This window comes from Xylanibacter ruminicola, from assembly GCF_900107775.1.
In the GTDB taxonomy this organism is placed as follows: Bacteria; Bacteroidota; Bacteroidia; order Bacteroidales; family Bacteroidaceae; genus Prevotella; species Prevotella ruminicola_C.
Genome location: NZ_FNRF01000003.1, coordinates 39,038 through 59,723, shown reverse-complemented (window position 1 = coordinate 59,723; position 20,686 = coordinate 39,038). Strand labels below are relative to the sequence as shown.

The following is a 20,686-nucleotide window of genomic DNA, read 5'->3' as shown; positions in this document are numbered from 1 at the left end:
AACTTTTTTACAAAGAAGAACGAATGAAACTACTAAAACTTTTATTAGCAACAACCCTACTCTGCAGCACGAACATGGTTCGTGCGCAGAAGTATGTGGGTGGCGACATCTCGCTATTATCGAGATATGAGGAGAATGACGCTAACTACAAAGACAAAGACGGACAGAAGATTACAGATGTGCTTGGTTTCATGAAGGAGCAAGGCATGAATGCCATGCGTGTACGCTTGTTTGTAGAACCCGACATTGCTACCCAGGAGGAAAAAGGCCAAGGCGTATGCCAGGATTTGGATTACGTCATCAAACTTGGAAAGAAAATAAAAGATGCCGGTCTGAAGTTCATGCTCGACTTCCACTATAGCGATACATGGGCTGATCCTGAGAAGCAGAGAGTACCAGCCTCATGGATAGTGATCAACACACCTGTCTATGAGTACATCTACAACTATACCAAGGAGAGTCTTCAAGCTCTGGTAGATGCTGGGGCCACCCCCGACTTTATTCAGACTGGAAATGAGATCAGCTTCGGCATGTTATGGGATGGCTGCAAGGTAAGCGCCAACAGCAATTGGGACGCGTACCTCGACACCAACTGGAACTCTCTGGCCACAGCCCTCAAGAATGCCGGCAAAGCCTGCCGTGAGATCTGTCCTGATGCCAAGATTATCATCCACACCGAACAGTGTGCCAATAATCCTACACTCGACGTAGCATTCTATAACCGCATCAAAGACAACGCCATTGACTACGACATCATTGGCGTATCGTACTATCCGTACTTTAAAGGTCCTATCTCTCATCTTGACAACGGACTGAGTCAGCTCGAAAAGAACTTCCCTGACAAGACCATCATGGTTGTAGAGACTGGCTGCAGCTATCACTACTCAGTAGGCGATAAGGACAAGCAATACTATCCCCTGACCTACGAAGGTCAACGCCAGTTTACCGAAGAGCTCATCACCATGCTCAACAAACATCAGAACGTAAAAGGCTTGTTCTGGTGGTTCCTTGAAGCCAATGAATACGGTCTGGATTGGGCAACCCAACGCGTCACAGATGAATGGTATAACGCATCGCTGTTCGACAACGAGACAGGCAGAGCCCTTCCGGCTTTATACGAGCTGAAGAACTTCAGCACCACCAGCTCTGGGATTCAGGGAATCAAGAATGAGAAAGACAAGAACTCCGTTTGGTATGCTTTAGATGGCAGACGATTAGGCCATCAGCCTTCCCAAACAGGCATATACATCAATGAAGGAAAGAAAAAAATAGTTCGCTAACTGTGCTAGCGAACTATTTTTATGCCTTAGAAATTCAACTCCTTGCCTCGATAGAACTCTATCAGGGCCTGCTGGTAGAGATTCTCGTAACGGGCCTGAACCAGATCCGACTCTGATTTCATATAATTGTTCTTGGCCTCGTTAAACTCCGTGATGGTAGCTTTACCATTCTCGTACTTAGCCTGTACCAGATCGAAAGCATCCTTCGAACTCTTAACAGCCTCAGCAGAGCTCTGAGTCTTAGTCTGCGCATTCAGGGCGTTATAGTACACCTGCTGAATCTCCTTATACAGGGTTTTCTTGGTATTGTCGAGCTGCAGCTGCTGATTAGCCTGATCTACACGTGCACTACGAATGCGATTCCTAGTAGAGAAACGATTAAAGATAGGCACACTCAGATTCAAGCCGATATACTGACTGAAGTTGTTCTCCAACTGCTTACCCAAACCATCTGACTTGAGACCTGAAGTGGTGTAGTAGTTAGTACCCAAACCGCCACTGAGCGAGAGTGTGGGATAGTAACCAGCCTGAGCTATCTTAATGCTATGAGCAGCCCCCTTCAGTTTTAACTGCTGTGAGAGAATCTCAGGTTTGATACCAAGCGCCTCAGCAAAAACCTGGTCAGGAGTAACGATATTAACCAGATTGGCAATCATATCCAGTTCTTCTTTGGTTGGACGATTAATGGCAAAGCCCTCAGGTGTATCAAGTTCCAGCAACTGGGTAAGCGTCAGGATGGCCAGACGCATATTGTTGTCAGCCTGAGTAGCAGTCAGCTTACTGTTAGCCAAAGTAGCTTTCTGCTGTGAGAGTTCAACACCACTGGCCTTACCATTATCCACAAAAGCCTGAAGTCGAGCCACCTGAGCAGAGTCGATTTCAATCTGGCGATGAGCCACATCAGCCATCTCCATATCGTACAGAATCTGCACATAAGCCTGAGCCACCTGCATGCGGATATCGTTCTTAGCCTTCTCCAAATCAGCTGTAGCTGCTTCGAGATTCAGCTGATTCAGCTTAATCTGATTGGGAATCTCGAAACCTGTGAACAATGGCATACTGGCAGTCAACTGCAGCGATGTGCTACTGGTATTCTTGTTGGTATAGGTATTATCCATTGTCAAACCACGTCCGAAAGAGAAGTTCTGACTGACACTACCGCTCAAATCTGGCAAACGCGAGTTCTTGGCAGTAGAGAGTTGAATTTCCTGCTGGCGGCACTGGTTCTGCTGCTGCTTAATGCCGATGTTATGCTCCACAGCATATTCACAGCATTCACGCAAGCCCCATGCCTTCTGGGCACTAGCTGTACCAAGGCCCAGCGAACCAATCATCAATGCAAAAACATATCTTTTCATAATCGCTTACTTTTCTTTATCATCTGCAATAATCTCTGGGCCACGAACCTTATCCTTGGTTGTAACGCCCTTCTTAATCTCGATATTCACACCATCAGAGAGTCCTGTCTCCACATAGGTACGATCGTAGGTCTTGTTCTTGCCTGCGCCCTTGATAACATAAACAAAGGTGCTATCGCCACTGAACTCGATGGCACTCTCGGGTACAGTAAGAACCTTATCGGCCTTAGCCAGCACAATCTCGGCATTGGCACTGTAGCCAGCACGAATCTTACCACCCTCGCTAAGCTTTACAGCAGCTTTAATCTCAAACTGGTTGGTACCATTGCTCTCAACAGCCTTTGGCGATACATACTCCAAGGCAGCATCAAATTTCAGGTCCTGAAGGGCACCGATAGTAATCTTCATGTTCATGCCGTTTACCAGCTGTCCAACCTCAGTTTCGTCGATATTTCCACGGAAAATCAGATCCTTCATATTTGCCACGGTAGCAATCGTGGTACCATCGTTAAAGGTATTCGACAGGATAACCGAATTACCCACCTTAACTGGGATATCGAGAATAATACCACTGATGGTAGAACGGATGAGGGTAGAAGAAGCCTTAGCATTCGACTTTGACACACCGTCGCGTACTACCTCGAGTGCATCCTGAGCAGCAATCTTCTCGTGCTTGGCCTGACTCAGGCTCATCTTAATCTTATCAAACTCATCTGCACTTACCAGTTTCTGGTTAAAGAGGTTCTGCTCGCGCTCAAAATCAGTCTGAGCCTGCTTCAGGTTGATCTCGGCCAGACGTACACGCATCTCAGCACTCGAGAGCTGGGCCATATCGGGTATCACCTTTACCTTAGCAATTACATCGCCAGCGTTTACATAGTCGCCAGGCTCCTTCAGCAGTTCGCTGATGATACCAGAGATCTGAGGCTTGATGTTAACCTCGTTACGAGGCTCGATTTTACCTGTGATAATGGTGGTTTTCTGGATGCTGTCGAGTTTTGGGGTGAACTCGTTGTAAACCACTTCCTTGGGTTGGCTCTTCTGCCACAGGAACACGAATGTTCCGATGAAAATCAGCGCTACGATAGCGGCGATAATCAGTTTGCTGTACTTTTTCATATTTTTATAGTTTTTATTTTGTTTCTAATTAATTACTCATCTCGCATGGCATCAACAGGTTTAATGCTCATGGCTCTGGCTGCTGGGGCTAAGCCTGCCAGCACACCCAGCGTACTTACCACTACGGCACAGAATATGGCTGTCCAGAATCCTACCTGGAAGTGGGTCTGTATGATGCCATCCTCGGTATTTGCCATCTCCAGCATCTGCAGTATCATTACCGCGAACAGGATGCCACTCATACCCGCCACTAAGGTTAGCACAATACTCTCTGAAATAATCTGCGAGAGGATCATCTTGGGGGTGGCACCTATGGCGCGGCGGATACCAATCTCGGTGGTACGCTCCTTAACGGTTACCATCATAATGTTCGACACACCGATGGCACCAGCCAACAGGGTTCCTAAACCTACCAACCAGATCAGGATGTTTACGCCCTTAAACACATTACTAATCATCTGGAACATCAGCTCGGTATTAAACATGCCCACACCTTGTTCGTCGGTAGGATCGATATAATGGGCTCGAGCCACAGTTTCGCGCATACGGTCGGTAATCTTACTCATCAGCACGCCAGGGCGACCAACGGCAGCAATCATATCAACCGAGTTTCCGCGATTATAGGCAGCCTGCATTAGGGTAAGTGGCATGGTTATGCGCTCCTCGGCACGACCACCTAACGAAATACCACCCGATCGATAATCAACACCTACCACCTCGTAGTAAGTAGAATCAACACGGATTTTCTTGCCGCAGGGGTCGCCACCTTCCTTAAACAGTTCCTTATATATCTTTTTACCAATCACACACACCTTGCGCTGCTCGCGTACATCCATATCGTTTATGTAACGTCCGTAATACATCTTAGGTGTTTCAATCTTGGTCATCTCAGGTAGCGTACCTTGTATTCTGGGTGTAGTCTTCTGGTCGCCATAGTAGGCGGTCGAACCACGTCCCATCAGTACTGGTGCCACAGCATCCAGTTCAGGCACTTGCTGCTTCAGGCGTTCTACATCCTTGTAATCCATATACCAGCTACGTCCCTTTTTAAAGCCTTTATAGGGCTTCGTAGTTTCCGATGCTCCCATCAGCACGGTGTTCTGCGCAAAGCCTTCGAAGTTGTTATACAGCATCTCCTTCATGCCTTGTCCCCCTCCCATCAATGCTACGAGCATAAACACGCCCCAGAACACACCGAATCCGGTGAGGAACGAACGCGACTTATTGCGAGTCAGCGTATCGATGATTTCTCTGTAACTATCTATATCTATTCTCATAATTATCTAGTATTTCTAGTGATTCTAGTATGTCTAGTCGGCGCGAAGCGCTTCAATAGGACGAATACGGCTTGCTTTATAGGCAGGGATGAGTCCTGCGATAGTACCAGCTATCACCATCACCAGCGTGGCCTCGATACATACATCCAGTCCTACTGTAGGATCAACAAACAGGGTTATCTTCTCCACACCCAGGTCGGTCACCTCGTGACCCAGTGTGGCATCCATATACTCGTTGGCAAATATGCCGAACAACATACCTAAGTAACCAAAGATGGTAGTGATAATCACACTCTCGATAATAATCAGTCGCAATATGCTCCATGGCTTGGCACCAATGGCCTTGCGGATACCGAACTCGTGGGTACGCTCCTTCACAGTAATGAGCATGATGTTTGATACACCTACGACACCTGAAAGCAACGTAAACAATCCGATAACCCAGAGGAAAGTATGGATGATGTCGATACCAGTATTCATTTGCAGGCTCTGTGTATAGTTGTTCCACATCCAGATGGCACGCTTATCGTCGGGATGAGCCTGATGTGCACCATTCAAACGTCTGCGATAGCCCTTTTCAAAGTCATCGTTTGCCTTATCGGTTTCCAGCCCGTGGAAGGTAAACTCAATGCTACCTATGCTAGGTGTATTGGCACCATAGATGCTCTTGATGGTAGTGTACGACGAAAAAGAGTTACCCCACCCCTCGTTGTTACCTTTATAGATGCCAACTACCTTAAACTGGATATCACCCACCTTCACATTCTTACCAAGCAGTGTCTTGTAATCCTTGGGCTCCAGCTCTTTAGCGTGACTATCGGCAAGCACCAGTACCTTACGACGCTCCTTCACGTCGATATCGTTGATGAATCGTCCACAAATCAGATGTGTTTTTACAATCTGGGTATGAACAGGCGTAACGCCTGCTATCTGAATACTCTTATAATTCTCGCCGTTGGTTACTATGGCGGTGGTATAATAACAGGTTCCCACTTCGTCGACATTCTCAGTAAACTCAGTTTCTGTAGCTTCCATATCGTGCCTGTTCAGCTGAATGTAACGCCCCTCCTTCATTCCCTTATAGGGCATCGTGGTGCATCCCCCATCCACCTCCATCGAATTGGTCAGGTAGTCGCTGTTCATCTTCATAGTGGCATTAATGAGGCCGTTTCCAGCTCCAAGCAGCACGATGATCATAAAGATGCCCCACGCCACAGCAAATCCTGTGAGCGTAGTACGCAGCTTATTGCGCCGTGCCGTCTGCCATATTTCTGTTAGTATATCATGCATAGTAATTACTTCATCATGCCGTTAATACCGAATGGACTGGCGTCGTGGTTCAGGTTCTCCTCAATCTGTCCGATGATGCCATCCTTAATGTGTACTATCTTATTAGTCTCGTTAGCCACACCGCTCTCGTGAGTTACCACCACGATGGTCATGCCATCCTCCTGGTTCAGCTTCTTCAGCAGCTGCATCACCTCCACAGATGTCTTCGAGTCGAGTGCACCTGTAGGCTCATCGGCCAGGATAATCTGTGGACGGGTGATGAGTGCTCTGGCTATCGCCACACGCTGTTTCTGTCCTCCCGACAGCTCATTGGGGTAGTGCTCAGCCCAGTCGGCCAAGCCCAGCTTATCCAGATACTCCATCGCCATCTGGTGACGCTTTTTCCTGGATACCCCTTGGTAGAATAATGGCAACTCAACGTTTTCCACGGCGGTCTTGAAAGAGATGAGATTAAAGCTCTGGAAAATAAAACCTATCATCTTGTTGCGATACTCAGCCGCCTTACGCTCTGAGAGGTTCCAGATGGGAGTTCCGGCGAGCTCGTAGCTCCCACTGTCGTAGTTATCCAGAATACCTAAGATATTCAGCAGTGTACTCTTACCTGAGCCCGAAGCACCCATGATGCTGACGAACTCACCCTTTTCAATATCGAGCGAGATACCCTTCAGCACATGTAGTGGCTGGGCACCCTGATAGGTTTTGTTGATGTCTTTTAAATGTATCATTGTTATTTTTACCTTAGTTGATTTTTACAGTTTGACGTAGCTTACTCGCCAAAAGTTGCATCATACGCATTTTTAACATCTTCTAACGTGATGCCTAACAGCTGCATCTGGCGGAACAATTCTGGCAGTCGCTCTTTCATAAACTCCTGCTTGCGCGCCTTCAGAATCTGCTGTTTGGCACCTGGAGTAACAAAGTATCCCAGTCCACGCTTGTTGTAGATGATTTCCTCGCGTGCCAATTGTTCGTAGGCTTTTACAGCGGTATTAGTATTCACCTCGAGCAGCACGGCATACTCACGTACGCTGGGGATGCGATCATCGTCTTTATATACACCCGAGAGGATCTCCTCGCAAAGGCGATCGGCCATCTGGATGTAAATCGGTTTATCATTTGTAAAAGTCATAATTCATCCACTTATTAGTAATTAACTCAAATCCTTTGAAGATACGGAACGATAACCAGTAATTTACAACAGAGAAGACAGCGAAGAATGCTGTAAGTACATAGGTCATGGCGCCAACCCCCTCTTCCATCACATCTGCTGTATAGTAAGTATAAAACATGCTTCCACCATGATGACGCTTAAACCATACAAATGCTGTAATGCCTGCCACAAGTACAATGCTACTGATTACGAATGCATACTTGCGAAACAGTGTGCCACCAAGGGTGTAGAAAGAGTGCACCCAAGTAAGACCGCATACCAAGAATACCAGTCCCATCAGGCGATAGCCCAAGGTGTGATGCACCCCTATACCATCAAACGTCATCATCTTTACAAACTCTGAAACCACGAAAGAATTCCACGATTCACCATAGAACAGGGCACGGAACGCTACACGCAGCGTATCGCCTACGATAAACGACAGGTGCATCATCACAAATCCTGATACGGTAGCAAAAACGGTTGCTGCCAAAAACTTCTCTAAGTTGGTAGCAGGCAGCATGAGGAATGCCTGGCGACGGGGTTTCTTATCCAGCTCAACAAACAGATTACAAACACTTACCGCAACACCAATTATCACGTAAATCACAAAGAATCCTGCCAAGACGTCAGTACTATGATTCATCTCCTGTGGCGTAGTAGCATGCATCATAGCGCGCACCATCATCTCGCCCATAGCAACACCCAGTGTGAGTCCCAAGGTCCACATCAGCAATGAGCGGAAGTTTACGCTAATCATCCAGCGCAAGGCCCTCCCAAATCTATTAATATCGAAACTATTCATAACCTTCAAATGTTTACAAATTTACCAATGTTCTGAGTTCTGCAGAATATCTTGTACGACAGCCAGTAGTTAACAATACCCCAAATACCGTAAACGGCATCAGAGATATAAAGCAGCGTAATAGCATCACCGTGAATCATATCAAACTGATTTTCGTAAGAAATAGGGAACAACCATGACTGTACCATCGACAAGAAGATGAGCACCAATAAGGTGAGAATCCACGAGTACTTGTGCGAACGGAAGAAGGTGGCACCAAGGGCGAAACACGACTGCGTCCAAAGAAATAAAATAATCAGGGCGTTAATAACCGTAACCTTCTTTGAACCAATGGCTTCCCAATTAACTATGGGAGGATTTAAGCGACCGAACAGAGCGCCTGTTACAAACTGCGGATTGTTACCTATCAGCCAGTTAAAAACATACTGCACCAAGTCGGCTCCAAAGAAAGCTACAAACGTAAGACCCAATACATATATCCAAGTGGTGTAGCGCATCAGGTATTTCTCGAAATTCGAGGCTGGCAACAACAACAGAGCATGCATATCGTGTTTCCCTTTCATGCTGTTAAACATCATCGCTGGGCCTAAGGCTACTTGAATAAAAAACATCATCACTACAACCACGCAACAGGGTCGATAGCCCGTATCAGCTCCTCTCAGCCAATAAAAACTTGTGGTAAAAAACAAGAACATCAGCGTAAGCAACACAAACATCTGGAGCAGCGTGCGCACGTAGAAACTCTTGTCGTTAGTGAGCGACCAGCGAGCCACCATGGCAAACCTATGTATATTAAACTGTATCATAAGATTTAATGTTTAATCTTTAATGTTTAATCTCTAAATTTTACCCTCGTTGACCGCATTAAACAGCAACTCCAAATTAACCTGAGTTTCAGCACTATCCTCCTTGCGTGGTGCAATCACGGCATTACCCTGAAGCGAAGGCTCGGCATAGAGCACATCGTCCATCTCGGCAGGTGTGCGATACTCAAAGGTAAACTTCTCCTGGATATCAGCCACACTGGCATTCAGCAACAACTTCTGTGGACTCAAGATAAGGATATGATCCAGCAACGATTCAACATCGTGTACCTGATGGGTAGAGATAATGAGCGTACGATCGCCAGTCATATACTGGGTAACCACCTTACGGAACTGACTCTTCGAAGGGATATCCAGTCCGTTGGTAGGCTCGTCCATCAGCAACACACGGGTGTTGGTAGCCAAGGCAAAAGCCATAAACACCTTTTTCTTCTGTCCCATCGAGAGGGCATTCAGCTTCAAGTCGCTACTCAACTCAAAATCCTTCAGACAGCCCTCCAGAACGGTTGTGCTGAACAAGGGATAGAAGGGACGGTTGATCTTTACATACTCATCGAGCGACATAGCAGGCAGGTCGAACTCCTCAGGAACGATAAAGATATCCTGCAGTGTTTCAGGGCGACGCAGTTTGGTCTCGATACCATCAAAGCTTACAGTACCCTTCTTGGGGCGCAGCAGTCCAGCAATCAGGTAAAGCAGTGTACTCTTACCTGTACCGTTCTTACCCAGCAGACCATAAATATTATCCTGCTTCAGTTCCAGACTGAAATCATCGAATACCAGGTTCTTACCACCTGCGTACTTAAAACTGATGTTGTTTACCTCGATCATAATTCTATTTAATTTTAATGTTCAATGTTACGTGTTATAGTGTACCACTTTAATAGTACACTGCAAAAGTAGGATAAAAACAAATACGCTCCAAGCTTTTATGCAAAAAACTTTGAATTGTTAACACTATTTAGCACTACAACCCTCACGCGTACATAACTAATAAACAGGGAGAAAGTACGGCACTATCTATGAGATACTCGTAACTTATCTGCCCACGAAGTTACGGCTATTATTAATGGTAGCGATTGCTACATTTAATGGTAGCAAAAATTCCCATTAATGGGAACAATGGCAGCACAATGTAACACTGTAACATACGACAGGAGAGAGAAAATATATGGTCAAGATAGAACAAGTAATAGCTTATAAGATTATTTATATATTATAATATATAAATAATTAATATATAATATTATTATAATAATAGATATTATACAACCATGACCAAACTTTTTTTCGTTCCTGTCGTAAAATTAACGTTACACTCTTGGTAGATTGAAATATTTTTTGTACCTTTGCAGTGTAATCTTAAAAGACTGAATAATGACAAAAGAGACTAACTTAAATGACCGTTCAATCATCGAACGACAGATGCTATTCGCAGGTAAAGAAATCGAGAAGCTGATGGATGTATATCCCTGCTTACGCGAGGTGTGCAAGGGCCTTAAAACCGAGGCCTACCCTGCTGCTATGTTTGCATCGTCGGCCTTTCTGGGCACACTCATGACGCGTTGCACCTATCGTTTTTACCATCGTCCTCAGGAGTTACGTCGCCTTAACTATAGCGTGTTCATCATTGGCGACCCTGGTTCAGGAAAATCGTTTGTAACCAATCTCTACGAACTTTTAGCCGGTCCTATCCGCAAAGTATCGAAGGAGGGGCAGAATGCCGAGAATCGCTATCGTCGCAAATACAAGGAGTGGCTGGACAACGGACAGAAAGGCGATGGTCCACAGAAGCCCCAGGTAATTATCCGTACCCACCCCGCCCGTACATCCAACAAGGTGTTTATCGAAGACATGAAGCATGCCGTTGAGATGGTGGATGGGCAGGAGATGCACCTGCACATGCTCTCGTTCGACACAGAGCTCGACAATGCCATCAATCAGCAGGGCGAGGCATGGAGCAACAAAACCTATCTGGAATTGAAGGCTTTCCACAACGAGGAGGATGGACAGTTCTTCTCGAACTACGACTCAGAGCTTTGCAACTTCAATGTGTATTGGAACTTTGTTTATACAGGCACACCCCACGCTCTGAAAAACAAGGTGAATGCCAACAACGTAGGCAATGGATTCTCAACCCGACTGGCAGCCATTCCCATGCCCTCAACCCACTTCGAGATGCTGAAACGTGAGGAGTTGGAAGATGCGAACGTAGAGCCTGAGGAGCACAAAACCCTGCGCATGTGGGCCGAGCGATTAGACTCTACCCATGGCGAACTGCCCATTGGCAAACTGGTAGAAAGCACCTACGAATGGGCCAAGGAGCACATGGAAGAAGCCGAGGAGGACCAGTCGAAAACCGACGAACTATTGCTTAAGCGTGTACCCTACTATGGCATCGCCGTAAGCGTACCTTTCATTATGATGCGCCATTGGGATGAGTGGCAGCAGCACCACACCCTCACTCTCGACGACACCGACCTGTACTTGTGCCGTTTGGCCATGAACATCCAGTTTGCATGCCAGCGCCATTTCTTTGGCAAGTATTGGGATTACTACTTTATGCAGCAGGCTAACTGCATTAGCTACCCCACCCGCAAGCGCCACACCAAACTGATGCGTTCGCGTTACAGTGTTCTACCTGATGAGTTCAGCGTGCCTTCCATGCAGATATTCCTAGGCGTGCCCCAGCGTACCGCCGAAAAGATGATAGAGCGCTGGCTCAGCGATGGCTACATCAAACGCATAGAACCCGGCAGGTATCAGAAATTATATCTCGAGCTAACATAATTGCTTATTGCAATTAAACTTTCTACCACTTACAACATCTAAGATTTACAGCATTATCTAACAATTACAACTATATCAAACAAACAGTGAAATGAAAAGGCTTTTAACTTTAACCATCGCGGCGATGATGGGGGCAAGTGCTTTTGCCCAGGTTAAGTATCCGTATCTGGATACAAAGTTATCAAACAAAGAGCGCGTTGAGAACTTGCTGAGTCTGCTCACGCCCGAGGAAAAGGTGGGACTGATGATGAACAAGTCGATCTCGATCGACCGTCTGGGCATCCCCAGCTACAACTGGTGGAGCGAGGCTTGTCATGGTGTGCGTCAGGATGGCTATACGGTTTATCCACAGCCCATCGGTATGGCAGCAGCCTTTAATTCGCAGCTGTTCTACGACGTATTCTCGCAGGTTTCTGACGAGGCACGCGCCAACTGGAACCGTACCGACCACAACGATCCTAAGCTGTTTAACGTGCCCATGGGTGTTACCTACTATCCTGGTAACCCTGAGCTTACGTTCTGGTGTCCGAATGTAAATATCTTCCGCGATCCACGTTGGGGACGTGGACAGGAAACCTGCGGCGAGGACCCCTATCTGAATGCCGTATTGGGTGTACAGACCGTGCTGGGTATGCAGGGCAACAACGACAAATACTTCAAGACCCACGCCTGCGCCAAGCACTATGCCGTACACAGCGGACCAGAGCCCTTGCGCCACTCTATGAACGTAGAGCCAACCAACCGCGACCTTTGGGAAACTTACCTGCCAGCCTTTAAGGCACTGGTAAAGAAAGGTAATGTACGCGAGGTGATGTGCGCCTACCAGCGTTTTGAGGGTAAGCCCTGCTGCACCAGCGACCGTTTGTTGATTGATATCCTGCGTAACAAGTGGGGCTACGATGCCATCGTACTGACCGACTGCGACGCTATCAACAACTTCTTTAATCGTGGTCAGCACGAAACCCACAAGGATGGTTTGTCAGCCTCGGTTGATGCTGTGCTGAACGGTACCGACCTGGAGTGTGGTAAGGTTTTCATGTCGCTGGTTGAAGGACTTAAGAAAGGTCTTATCAAGGAGAGCGACCTTGACAATCACCTGCGTAAGACCTTGATGGGCCGCTTTGAGTTGGGTATGTTCGATCCCGCCGACATGCTGCCTTGGGCCAAACTGGGTGCCGATGTAATCAGTAGCGAGAAGAACGATGCGATGGCTGTTCAGGCTGCACGCGAATCGATGGTGCTGCTGGAGAACAAGGCTGGTATCCTGCCACTCTCAAAGAGCATCAAGACACTGGCTGTGCTTGGTCCTAATGCCGACGATGTGAACATGCTGAACGGTAACTATGGTGGCACACCTACCGCCGCCCACCAGCACTCACTGCTCTCAGGCATCAAGGCAGCAGTGCCAGGCGCTAAGATTATCTACAACAAGGCCTGTGAGTTGAACGACGAATATACCACCATCCACCATCTGCAGGACTTTAACGATGGCAAGGGCGTGAAGGTGGAGTTCTGGAATAATCGTGAACTCGAAGGCGAACCCGCCAAGACTGATTACTACAACGAGCTTAACTTCTCGACCTTTGGCGCCTGGGGATTTGCCCAGGGCGTGAATCGCGACACCCTCAGTGTTCGCATCAGCGGTAAGTACACATCTACCTTTACTGGCGAGATGAAGTACACCCTGACCACCGACAATGGCTACGTGCTGAAGGTAAATGGCGAGGTAGTAGAAGAGGCTCAGGCAGGTGGCCGTCGTGGTTTCTTCGGATTTGGTCGCAAGCCCCAGTACAAGTCGTTCCCTGTTGAGGCAGGTAAAACCTACGACGTAGTAATCGAGTACAAGCATGGTAACGGACAGTTTGCTATGCTGCGTGGCGATATCTGCGAGCGCAACTTGGTTGACTTTACCGACCTGGCCAACCAGGTGAAGGAAGCTGATGCAATCGTGATCATCGGTGGCATCTCTGCCCAGATGGAAGGCGAAGGCGGCGACAAGCAGGACATCGAGCTGCCAAAAGTTCAGCAGATGTTAGTAAAGGCTATGCACAAGACTGGTAAGCCGGTTATCTTTGTGAACTGCTCTGGTTCAGCCATTGCCTTTGGTAGTGTTGAGGGCGAGTACGATGCTCTATTGCAGGCCTGGTATGCTGGTCAGGGTGGTGCTAAGGCTTTGGCCGAGGTGCTGTTTGGCGATTACAACCCTGGTGGAAAACTGCCCGTAACCTTCTATCGCTCTAACAACGATCTGCCCGATTTCCTCGACTACTCGATGAAGAACCGAACCTATCGTTACTTTACAGGTGTGCCTCAGTATGCATTCGGCTACGGTCTGAGCTACACCACCTTTGCGCTCGGCGATGCCAAAATCTCCGCCAAGCAGATGAAGAAGAATGGCAAGGTAACCCTGACTGTGCCTGTAACCAACACTGGCAAGCGCGAGGGAACTGAGACTGTTCAGGTATATGTAAAGCGTCTCGACGATGCTGGCGCACCAATCAAAGCCCTGAAGGGATTCCAGAAGTTGAACCTGAAGGCAGGCGAGACACAGAAGGCCACCATCACACTGGATGGCGAGGCATTCGAGTATTACGACGAGATGATCGACGAACTGGCCACAAAGGCAGGTCGCTATCAGATTCTTTACGGTACCTCATCAATGGATAAGGACCTGAAAACCATCGATTTTGTAGTTAAGTAATCAGCGTGTATCAGCACCCCACATCATTTTCTCACGAAGGGTATTGAAATAACGATGATCGGAACGCTTAACAACCTTGATATCATAGGGGGCACGACGGAGCACAATCCTCGTGCCCTCTTTGCATTTCTCCGATCGACCATCGATAGCCACCAGGAAGTTATGCGAGCGGCTCTCTACATCGAGCTCAATCACCGACGAATCGGCCAGCACAATGGGGCGCACATTCAACGAATGGGGCGCAACTGCCGTCATCGAGAACACCTTGGTACCTGGCACGATGATAGGGCCGCCATTTGAGAGCGAGTAAGCCGTTGAACCGGTAGGTGTTGAAATCACCAGTCCATCAGCCTGATAAGTATTCAGATACTGTCCGTTAACACTGGCACGTATCGAAATCATCGATGCCGTATCGCGTTTCAGGATGGCCACATCATTCAGGGCATAACTGCACTCACCCAGAGGTGCGCCATCAGCCTCAACCTGTATCAGTGCACGACTCTCAACAGCATAGTCGTCGTTATACAGCGCCCGCAAGCAATGCTCGATATCATCAGGACTGATATCGGCCAGGAAGCCCAAGCGTCCCATGTTTACGCCTAAGATGGGGATATTCTTCTTGCCCACACGGCAAGCCGCCTTCAGGAAGGTACCATCGCCACCCATCGAAATCACAAAGTCGGCATCAAAGTTATTGTCAGAGAAAACCTTAGTGGCCTTCACGTCCAAACGCTGATGATCCTTCAGGAAGTAATAGTACTCCATGTCTACGTAGAGCTCCGCGCCATAGTTGGCAATCGTTGAGAGCACCTTCTGGATACTGGCCGATTTGCGGGCCTGATAAATATTGCCCAATAGGGCAAACCTGAGTTTACGATGTTCCATTCTTGTATCTTTTGGGTGCAAAGATATAAAAATTCGTGCAATTCGTGTAATTCGTGCCAAAAAATTTGTATCTTTGCCGTCAGAATAACAAATTATCGTAAATATTATGGCTAAAGTTTATGTTTTCCTAGCAGAAGGTTTCGAGGATGTAGAGGCCCTGATTCCTATAGATGTATTACGTCGTGGAGGTGTTGATGTAACCACCGTTAGCATCTCTGAATTTCCTTTGGTAACGTCGGCCCACGGTGTGAATATCGAAGCCGATATTCTGTTTGAGCAGGGCGAGTTCGACAATGCCGACCTGCTGATGCTGCCAGGTGGCATGCCAGGCGCCAGCAACCTGTTCAACCATTCTGGTTTGTGCGAAGCCCTGAAGGCTCAGTACCAGGCAGGCAAGAAGATATCTGCCATCTGTGCTGCTCCAGGCGTAGTACTCGCCCCACTGGGTATTCTTGAGGGTAAGCAGGCTACTTGCTATCCAGGCTTTGAGAAAGCATTAGCCGAGAATGGTGCCCGCTATACAGGCGACCTGGTAACCGTAGATGGTAACATCACCACCGCCGAGGGTCCTGCAGCAGCTTTCCCCTACGCCTACGAACTGCTCGGACAGTTGGTTGACAAGCAAACTGCCGACCAGATTGCCGAGGGTATGCGCTTTAAACATTTAATGCAGAAATAATGGATTATATTATCATAGTAGCAGGCGGTAAGGGCTTGCGCATGGGGTCGGACATCCCTAAGCAGTTCCTGCCCATTGGTGGCAAGCCCGTGCTGATGCGCACACTGGAGCGATTCCGCGAGTACTCTAAGGACATCCAGATTATCCTGGTATTACCCGAAGCCCAGCAGGCCTATTGGCATCAGTTGTGCCAGGAGTACCATTTTGATGTGGAGTACACCTTAGCCAATGGCGGACAAACACGCTTCCACTCCGTACAGAACGGACTGGCCAAGGTACCCGATGACGCCATCGGCGTGGTAGGTGTGCACGATGGTGTGCGCCCCTTCCCCAGTATCGAGGTGATTCGTAACTGCTATACGACAGCAAGAGAAAAAAAGGCCGTCATTCCAGTCATCCCCGTTGTTGAGACCGTACGCCATCTGGAAGGCGAGCAATCCAATACGGTGCCTCGCGATGCCTACCGACTGGTGCAGACACCTCAGACCTTCGACATCCAGTTATTGAAGGCTGCCAATCGTCAGCCCTATAACGACGGTTTTACTGATGATGCCTCGGTAGTTGAAGCTTTCGGCTACGACATCACCTTGGTTGAAGGCAACCGCGAAAACATCAAGATTACCACTCCCTACGATTTAAAAATCGCAGAGGTTCTTATATAATGGACATACTCAATCAGGATATCAAATACCTACCTGGCGTGGGACCTAACCGTAAGAAGATGCTGAGCAACGAGCTTGGCATTGAAAGTTACGGCGACCTACTGGAATACTACCCCTACAAATACGTCGACCGCTCGAAGGTGTACACCATCCACGAGCTTACGGGCGACATGCCGTTTGTACAGGTGGTTGGTCATATCCTGAGTTTCGAGACCTTTCCGATGGGCCCGCGTAAGGAGCGCGTAGTGGCACACTTTACCGATGGCACCGGCATTTGCGACCTTACCTGGTTTAATGGCGGAAAATACGCCAAGCAGAATTATAAGATCGGTACCCAGTATCTGGTGTTTGGCAAACCCACTGTGTTTAACAACCGCATCAACTTCACCCATCCCGACTTGGATGATGCTTCTAAGGTTGATCTCACAGCGATGGGACTTCAGCCCTATTACAACACCACCGAGAAGATGAAGAAGAGCGGACTGAACTCGCGTGCCATCGAACGCCTTACCAAGACGCTCATCGAGAAACTTCCGCCCCAGCCCGAAACCATCCCCGATTTTATCTACCAACCCTTGCATCTGGTAGGTCGCGACGAGGCCTTGCGCACGGTACACTACCCACAGAACGCCAAGGACCTGGAGCGCGCCCGATTGCGTTTGAAGTTCGAGGAACTGTTTTTTATACAGCTTAATATATTAAGGTACGCGAGCGATCAGCGTCGCAAGTTCCGTGGGTATGTATTCCCCACCATAGGCGATGTGTTCAACACCTTCTACAGTCAGTATCTGCCCTTCCCACTCACAGGTGCCCAGAAGCGCGTAATCAAGGAGATACGCAAGGATATGGGTTCTGGCCGCCAGATGAACCGTCTGTTGCAAGGCGATGTAGGTAGCGGTAAAACACTTGTGGCACTGATGTCAATGCTGATTGCCATCGATAACGGCTATCAGGCCTGTATCATGGCCCCAACCGAAATCCTGGCCGAACAGCATCTGCAAACCATCATGGGATTCCTCAAGGATATGAACCTGCGCGTAGCCCTGCTTACCGGTATGGTAAAGGGGAAACGTCGCGAAGAGGTGCTCGAAGGTCTGTTGGATGGTACCATCAACATTCTGGTGGGCACCCACGCTGTCATCGAGGATACTGTGCAGTTTGCCCGATTAGGCTTTGTGGTGGTCGATGAGCAGCACCGCTTTGGTGTGGCCCAGCGCGCCAAGCTTTGGAGTAAGAGCACTAACCCACCCCACGTATTAGTGATGACTGCCACGCCTATCCCACGCACCTTAGCCATGACTCTGTATGGCGATCTCGACGTGAGTGTTATCGACGAGTTGCCTCCAGGCCGTAAGCCCGTACAAACCACACATGTTTTCGATTCGCGTATGACGTCGCTCTACGATGGCATCCGTCGGCAGATTAACGAGGGCCGACAGGTTTACATCGTTTTCCCCCTGATCGAAGAGAGTGCCAAGAGCGACCTAAAGAACCTTGAAGATGGCTTTGAGGTACTGCGCGAAGCCTTCCCCGAATTCAGACTCAGCAAGGTTCATGGACGCATGAAACCTAAGGACAAAGAGGAAGAGATGCAACGCTTTGTACGTGGTGAAACACAGATACTTGTGGCAACAACGGTGATCGAGGTAGGTGTGAATGTTCCTAACGCCTCGGTAATGGTTATTCTCGAGGCCCAACGCTTCGGACTGGCCCAGTTGCACCAGCTCCGAGGTCGTGTAGGTCGAGGTGCCGACCAGTCGTATTGCATTCTCGTCACCCCCTTCAAACTGAGCGAGGACACCCGCAAGCGTATCGACATTATGTGCGATACCAACGACGGTTTCCGTATAGCCGAGGCCGACCTGAAACTCCGTGGTCCTGGCGACCTGGAAGGCACCCAGCAGAGTGGTATGGCTTTCGATTTAAAGATTGCTGACATAGCCCGCGATGGACAGATTGTGCAGATGGCCCGCGACGAGGCACAAAAGATTATTGACGAGGACCCAGAATGTAACTCTGAGAAATTCAGCATGTTATGGAACCGACTGCGCCAATTACGTAAAACAAATATTAATTGGGCGGCTATATCCTAAAACTATGTTAACTTGTACTGTTATCGCGCACGTAGTTTAAAAAAAATTACTACCTTTGCAGCAGAAATCTTTTTCTATTGCAAACCATTATGAAGAAATTGTTTATATTTGCCCTGATGTTGATGCTTTCTATGAGCGACCTCGCTCTTGGAAAGGTTAACCCTGACCAGGCTCCAGACGAGGAGGAGATTGGCAACTTCGACTTCATTTATGGAACACAAGACGATTTGAACGAGGCATTCGAGAAGACCGAGATGATTATGAGCGAGGCTTTCTCACACATGGGTGCCCGCTACCGCTCAGGTGGTAAAGGTCCAAGCGCTTTCGACTGCTCTGGCTTTACCAGCTATGTTTACAAGCAGCAAACCGATTTGTTTATCGGTGCTTCATCAAGAGATCAGTATGCACGCAATATCCCCATCACCCGCGATGAGTTGCAGAGTGGCGACCTGGTATTCTTTACCAGTCCACGTTCTGGTCGAGGTGTTGGCCATGTAGGTATCGTGGTTGATGTAGATCCCATCAACAACACCTTTACCTTCATTCATGCCAGTACCAATAACGGTATTACTATCAACAGTTCTACCGATTCGGGTTATGCCCGTCGTTACATCGGTGCACGTAGAGTGCAGCAGTAAACGGAAATCGACACATTTAGCCATATTAACATGAAAAAACAACAAAATATCGGCGAAAGTGTTAAAAGTGAACAAAAAACACCAATATATTTCCGTTTTTCATGCAATATTAGTACCTTTGCACCGGATTTTTTAATTTGATATTAACTCAACTAAGGATATGAACATTAAAAGCTTTAAGAAAATAGCTGTTTTGGCATTCTCAGTTTTTGTTGCAGCCCCCGCGTCTGCACAGGATCTGTTGGCTAAGCAGGCACCAGTCGATCGCAAGATGAAGGCAGTTGACTCGATGGTTCTCAAGCGAATCATTGAGCAGGAGGAGAAGTACAACCCCTCAGCCGACCTCTACGAAGACTGGAATAATGTATATGCCCACCGCGAAACAGTACTCCCCGACTCATTCCGTATCGACCTGAGAGGTTTCCACATGCCTACCAATAGCCGTGTGCTCACCTCAAACTTCGGCGCACGTTGGGGACGTCAGCACAAGGGCCTCGACATCAAAGTATATATTGGTGATACCATCCGTGCCGCTTTCAGCGGTAAGATCCGTATCGTAAAATATGAGCCTAAGGGGTATGGTAAGTACGTAGTTATCCGCCACCACAATGGTCTGGAGACTATCTACGGTCACATGTCAAAGCATCTGGTAGTTGAGAATCAGGAGGTTAAGGCTGGTGATCCTATCGGATTGGGTGGTAACACTGGTCGTAGTACTGGTTCGCACCTGCACTTTGAGACACGTCTTTGCGGTGTAGCCCTGAACCCAGCTCTGCTGTTCGACTTCCGCAATCAGGATGTTGTAGGCGATTTCTACATGTTCCGTCGCAACAAGTACGCTGCTGAGTCGGCTATGGCCACTCGTCTGCGTGGTGTTGGTGGTGTAACCGCTGGCGACAACGATCAGGACGACGAGCTCGAGATTGCAACAGCCCCACGTACATCATCTAATGTACACTTCCACAAGGTTAAGAAGGGCGATACCTTGCAGGCCATTGCACGCAAGCACCGCACCACGATTGCTAAGCTCTGCGAGCTGAACCACATCGGCAAGAACATCCGCTTGCGCCCAGGACAAATTTTGAAATACAACTAAAAAAAAATATCAGGAATCCCGTCAACATGACGGGATTTT

General features: G+C 48.1%; 18 protein-coding genes. 8 read left to right on the top strand and 10 right to left on the bottom strand.

Annotated features, from left to right (window positions below):
- Positions 1-23 precede the first annotated feature (23 nt).
- Entirely contained in the window at positions 24-1,280 is a 1,257-nt protein-coding gene (locus tag BLU97_RS07755; protein WP_074761001.1) for a glycosyl hydrolase 53 family protein, read from the top strand.
- 26 nt (positions 1,281-1,306) lie between these two features.
- Here BLU97_RS07755 and BLU97_RS07750 read toward each other — a convergent pair whose 3' ends face one another.
- Genes BLU97_RS07750 through BLU97_RS07710 form a run of 9 tightly spaced genes read right to left on the bottom strand, consistent with a single transcriptional unit; the run spans position 1,307 to position 9,934 of the window.
- On the bottom strand, positions 1,307-2,638 hold the full coding sequence (locus tag BLU97_RS07750) for a TolC family protein (protein WP_074761000.1): 1,332 nt from the start codon (positions 2,636-2,638) through the stop codon (positions 1,307-1,309).
- A gap of 6 nt (positions 2,639-2,644) precedes the next feature.
- A complete protein-coding gene (locus BLU97_RS07745; protein WP_074760999.1) occupies positions 2,645-3,757 on the bottom strand; it encodes an efflux RND transporter periplasmic adaptor subunit in 1,113 nt (370 codons plus the stop codon).
- A gap of 32 nt (positions 3,758-3,789) precedes the next feature.
- Positions 3,790-5,034 (bottom strand): ABC transporter permease, encoded by a 1,245-nt coding sequence (locus tag BLU97_RS07740; protein ID WP_074760998.1) that lies wholly within the window; start codon positions 5,032-5,034, stop codon positions 3,790-3,792.
- 33 nt (positions 5,035-5,067) lie between these two features.
- Complete coding sequence (locus tag BLU97_RS07735) at positions 5,068-6,324, bottom strand: ABC transporter permease (RefSeq protein ID WP_074760997.1); 1,257 nt, start codon at positions 6,322-6,324, stop codon at positions 5,068-5,070.
- A 5-nt stretch (positions 6,325-6,329) separates the two neighbouring features.
- Positions 6,330-7,049, bottom strand: coding sequence for an ABC transporter ATP-binding protein (locus tag BLU97_RS07730; RefSeq protein ID WP_074760996.1), 720 nt, complete (start codon positions 7,047-7,049; stop codon positions 6,330-6,332).
- A 41-nt stretch (positions 7,050-7,090) separates the two neighbouring features.
- Positions 7,091-7,453 (bottom strand): GntR family transcriptional regulator, encoded by a 363-nt coding sequence (locus BLU97_RS07725; RefSeq protein WP_074760995.1) that lies wholly within the window; start codon positions 7,451-7,453, stop codon positions 7,091-7,093.
- Positions 7,437-8,279: a hypothetical protein gene (locus BLU97_RS07720; RefSeq protein WP_139208928.1), complete on the bottom strand. Its 843-nt coding sequence runs from the start codon at positions 8,277-8,279 to the stop codon at positions 7,437-7,439. Before BLU97_RS07720 ends, BLU97_RS07725 begins: the two co-directional genes overlap by 17 nt.
- Before the next feature lie 5 nt (positions 8,280-8,284).
- Positions 8,285-9,085, bottom strand: coding sequence for a hypothetical protein (locus BLU97_RS07715; RefSeq protein ID WP_139208926.1), 801 nt, complete (start codon positions 9,083-9,085; stop codon positions 8,285-8,287).
- A gap of 33 nt (positions 9,086-9,118) precedes the next feature.
- The gene (locus BLU97_RS07710) at positions 9,119-9,934 is read right to left on the bottom strand and encodes an ATP-binding cassette domain-containing protein (protein WP_073047408.1); all 816 of its coding nucleotides are present in this window, start codon (positions 9,932-9,934) and stop codon (positions 9,119-9,121) included.
- A gap of 546 nt (positions 9,935-10,480) precedes the next feature.
- Here BLU97_RS07710 and BLU97_RS07705 point away from each other — a divergent pair.
- Positions 10,481-11,893 carry a hypothetical protein gene (locus BLU97_RS07705; RefSeq protein WP_074760992.1) on the top strand — a complete coding sequence of 471 codons (1,413 nt, stop codon included), beginning with the start codon at positions 10,481-10,483 and terminating at the stop codon, positions 11,891-11,893.
- A gap of 91 nt (positions 11,894-11,984) precedes the next feature.
- On the top strand, positions 11,985-14,594 hold the full coding sequence (locus BLU97_RS07700; RefSeq protein ID WP_074760991.1) for a glycoside hydrolase family 3 C-terminal domain-containing protein: 2,610 nt from the start codon (positions 11,985-11,987) through the stop codon (positions 14,592-14,594).
- On the opposite strand, the gene BLU97_RS07695 is transcribed toward BLU97_RS07700, so the two are convergent.
- Complete coding sequence (locus tag BLU97_RS07695) at positions 14,595-15,479, bottom strand: NAD kinase (RefSeq protein WP_074760990.1); 885 nt, start codon at positions 15,477-15,479, stop codon at positions 14,595-14,597. It abuts the gene before it with no gap.
- Between the two features lie 106 nt (positions 15,480-15,585).
- Here BLU97_RS07695 and BLU97_RS07690 point away from each other — a divergent pair, with 106 nt between their 5' ends.
- The 5 genes from BLU97_RS07690 to BLU97_RS07670 all read left to right on the top strand — a co-directional run bounded on the left by BLU97_RS07690 (position 15,586) and on the right by BLU97_RS07670 (position 20,647).
- A complete protein-coding gene (locus BLU97_RS07690) occupies positions 15,586-16,158 on the top strand; it encodes a DJ-1 family glyoxalase III (protein WP_074760989.1) in 573 nt (190 codons plus the stop codon).
- Positions 16,158-16,820: a 2-C-methyl-D-erythritol 4-phosphate cytidylyltransferase gene (locus BLU97_RS07685; RefSeq protein WP_074760988.1), complete on the top strand. Its 663-nt coding sequence runs from the start codon at positions 16,158-16,160 to the stop codon at positions 16,818-16,820. Before BLU97_RS07690 ends, BLU97_RS07685 begins: the two co-directional genes overlap by 1 nt.
- Positions 16,820-18,913, top strand: a complete 2,094-nt coding sequence (gene recG, locus BLU97_RS07680; protein WP_074760987.1) for an ATP-dependent DNA helicase RecG — start codon at positions 16,820-16,822, stop codon at positions 18,911-18,913. Before BLU97_RS07685 ends, recG begins: the two co-directional genes overlap by 1 nt.
- An 89-nt stretch (positions 18,914-19,002) precedes the next feature.
- Positions 19,003-19,551 carry a C40 family peptidase gene (locus BLU97_RS07675; protein WP_013064209.1) on the top strand — a complete coding sequence of 183 codons (549 nt, stop codon included), beginning with the start codon at positions 19,003-19,005 and terminating at the stop codon, positions 19,549-19,551.
- Positions 19,552-19,711: 160 nt separating this feature from the next.
- Positions 19,712-20,647, top strand: coding sequence for a M23 family metallopeptidase (locus BLU97_RS07670; protein ID WP_074760986.1), 936 nt, complete (start codon positions 19,712-19,714; stop codon positions 20,645-20,647).
- Positions 20,648-20,686: the final 39 nt, after the last annotated feature.

Bases quoted from the DNA above. Each gene is read 5' to 3' on its own strand.
- BLU97_RS07755 (WP_074761001.1), top strand. From the start codon at position 24: ATGAAACTACTAAAACTTTTATTAGCAACAACCCTACTCTGCAGCACG.
- BLU97_RS07750 (WP_074761000.1), bottom strand. From the start codon at position 2,638: ATGAAAAGATATGTTTTTGCATTGATGATTGGTTCGCTGGGCCTTGGT.
- BLU97_RS07745 (WP_074760999.1), bottom strand. From the start codon at position 3,757: ATGAAAAAGTACAGCAAACTGATTATCGCCGCTATCGTAGCGCTGATT.
- BLU97_RS07740 (WP_074760998.1), bottom strand. From the start codon at position 5,034: ATGAGAATAGATATAGATAGTTACAGAGAAATCATCGATACGCTGACT.
- BLU97_RS07735 (WP_074760997.1), bottom strand. From the start codon at position 6,324: ATGCATGATATACTAACAGAAATATGGCAGACGGCACGGCGCAATAAG.
- BLU97_RS07730 (WP_074760996.1), bottom strand. From the start codon at position 7,049: ATGATACATTTAAAAGACATCAACAAAACCTATCAGGGTGCCCAGCCA.
- BLU97_RS07725 (WP_074760995.1), bottom strand. From the start codon at position 7,453: ATGACTTTTACAAATGATAAACCGATTTACATCCAGATGGCCGATCGC.
- BLU97_RS07720 (WP_139208928.1), bottom strand. From the start codon at position 8,279: ATGAATAGTTTCGATATTAATAGATTTGGGAGGGCCTTGCGCTGGATG.
- BLU97_RS07715 (WP_139208926.1), bottom strand. From the start codon at position 9,085: ATGATACAGTTTAATATACATAGGTTTGCCATGGTGGCTCGCTGGTCG.
- BLU97_RS07710 (WP_073047408.1), bottom strand. From the start codon at position 9,934: ATGATCGAGGTAAACAACATCAGTTTTAAGTACGCAGGTGGTAAGAAC.
- BLU97_RS07705 (WP_074760992.1), top strand. From the start codon at position 10,481: ATGACAAAAGAGACTAACTTAAATGACCGTTCAATCATCGAACGACAG.
- BLU97_RS07700 (WP_074760991.1), top strand. From the start codon at position 11,985: ATGAAAAGGCTTTTAACTTTAACCATCGCGGCGATGATGGGGGCAAGT.
- BLU97_RS07695 (WP_074760990.1), bottom strand. From the start codon at position 15,479: ATGGAACATCGTAAACTCAGGTTTGCCCTATTGGGCAATATTTATCAG.
- BLU97_RS07690 (WP_074760989.1), top strand. From the start codon at position 15,586: ATGGCTAAAGTTTATGTTTTCCTAGCAGAAGGTTTCGAGGATGTAGAG.
- BLU97_RS07685 (WP_074760988.1), top strand. From the start codon at position 16,158: ATGGATTATATTATCATAGTAGCAGGCGGTAAGGGCTTGCGCATGGGG.
- recG (WP_074760987.1), top strand. From the start codon at position 16,820: ATGGACATACTCAATCAGGATATCAAATACCTACCTGGCGTGGGACCT.
- BLU97_RS07675 (WP_013064209.1), top strand. From the start codon at position 19,003: ATGAAGAAATTGTTTATATTTGCCCTGATGTTGATGCTTTCTATGAGC.
- BLU97_RS07670 (WP_074760986.1), top strand. From the start codon at position 19,712: ATGAACATTAAAAGCTTTAAGAAAATAGCTGTTTTGGCATTCTCAGTT.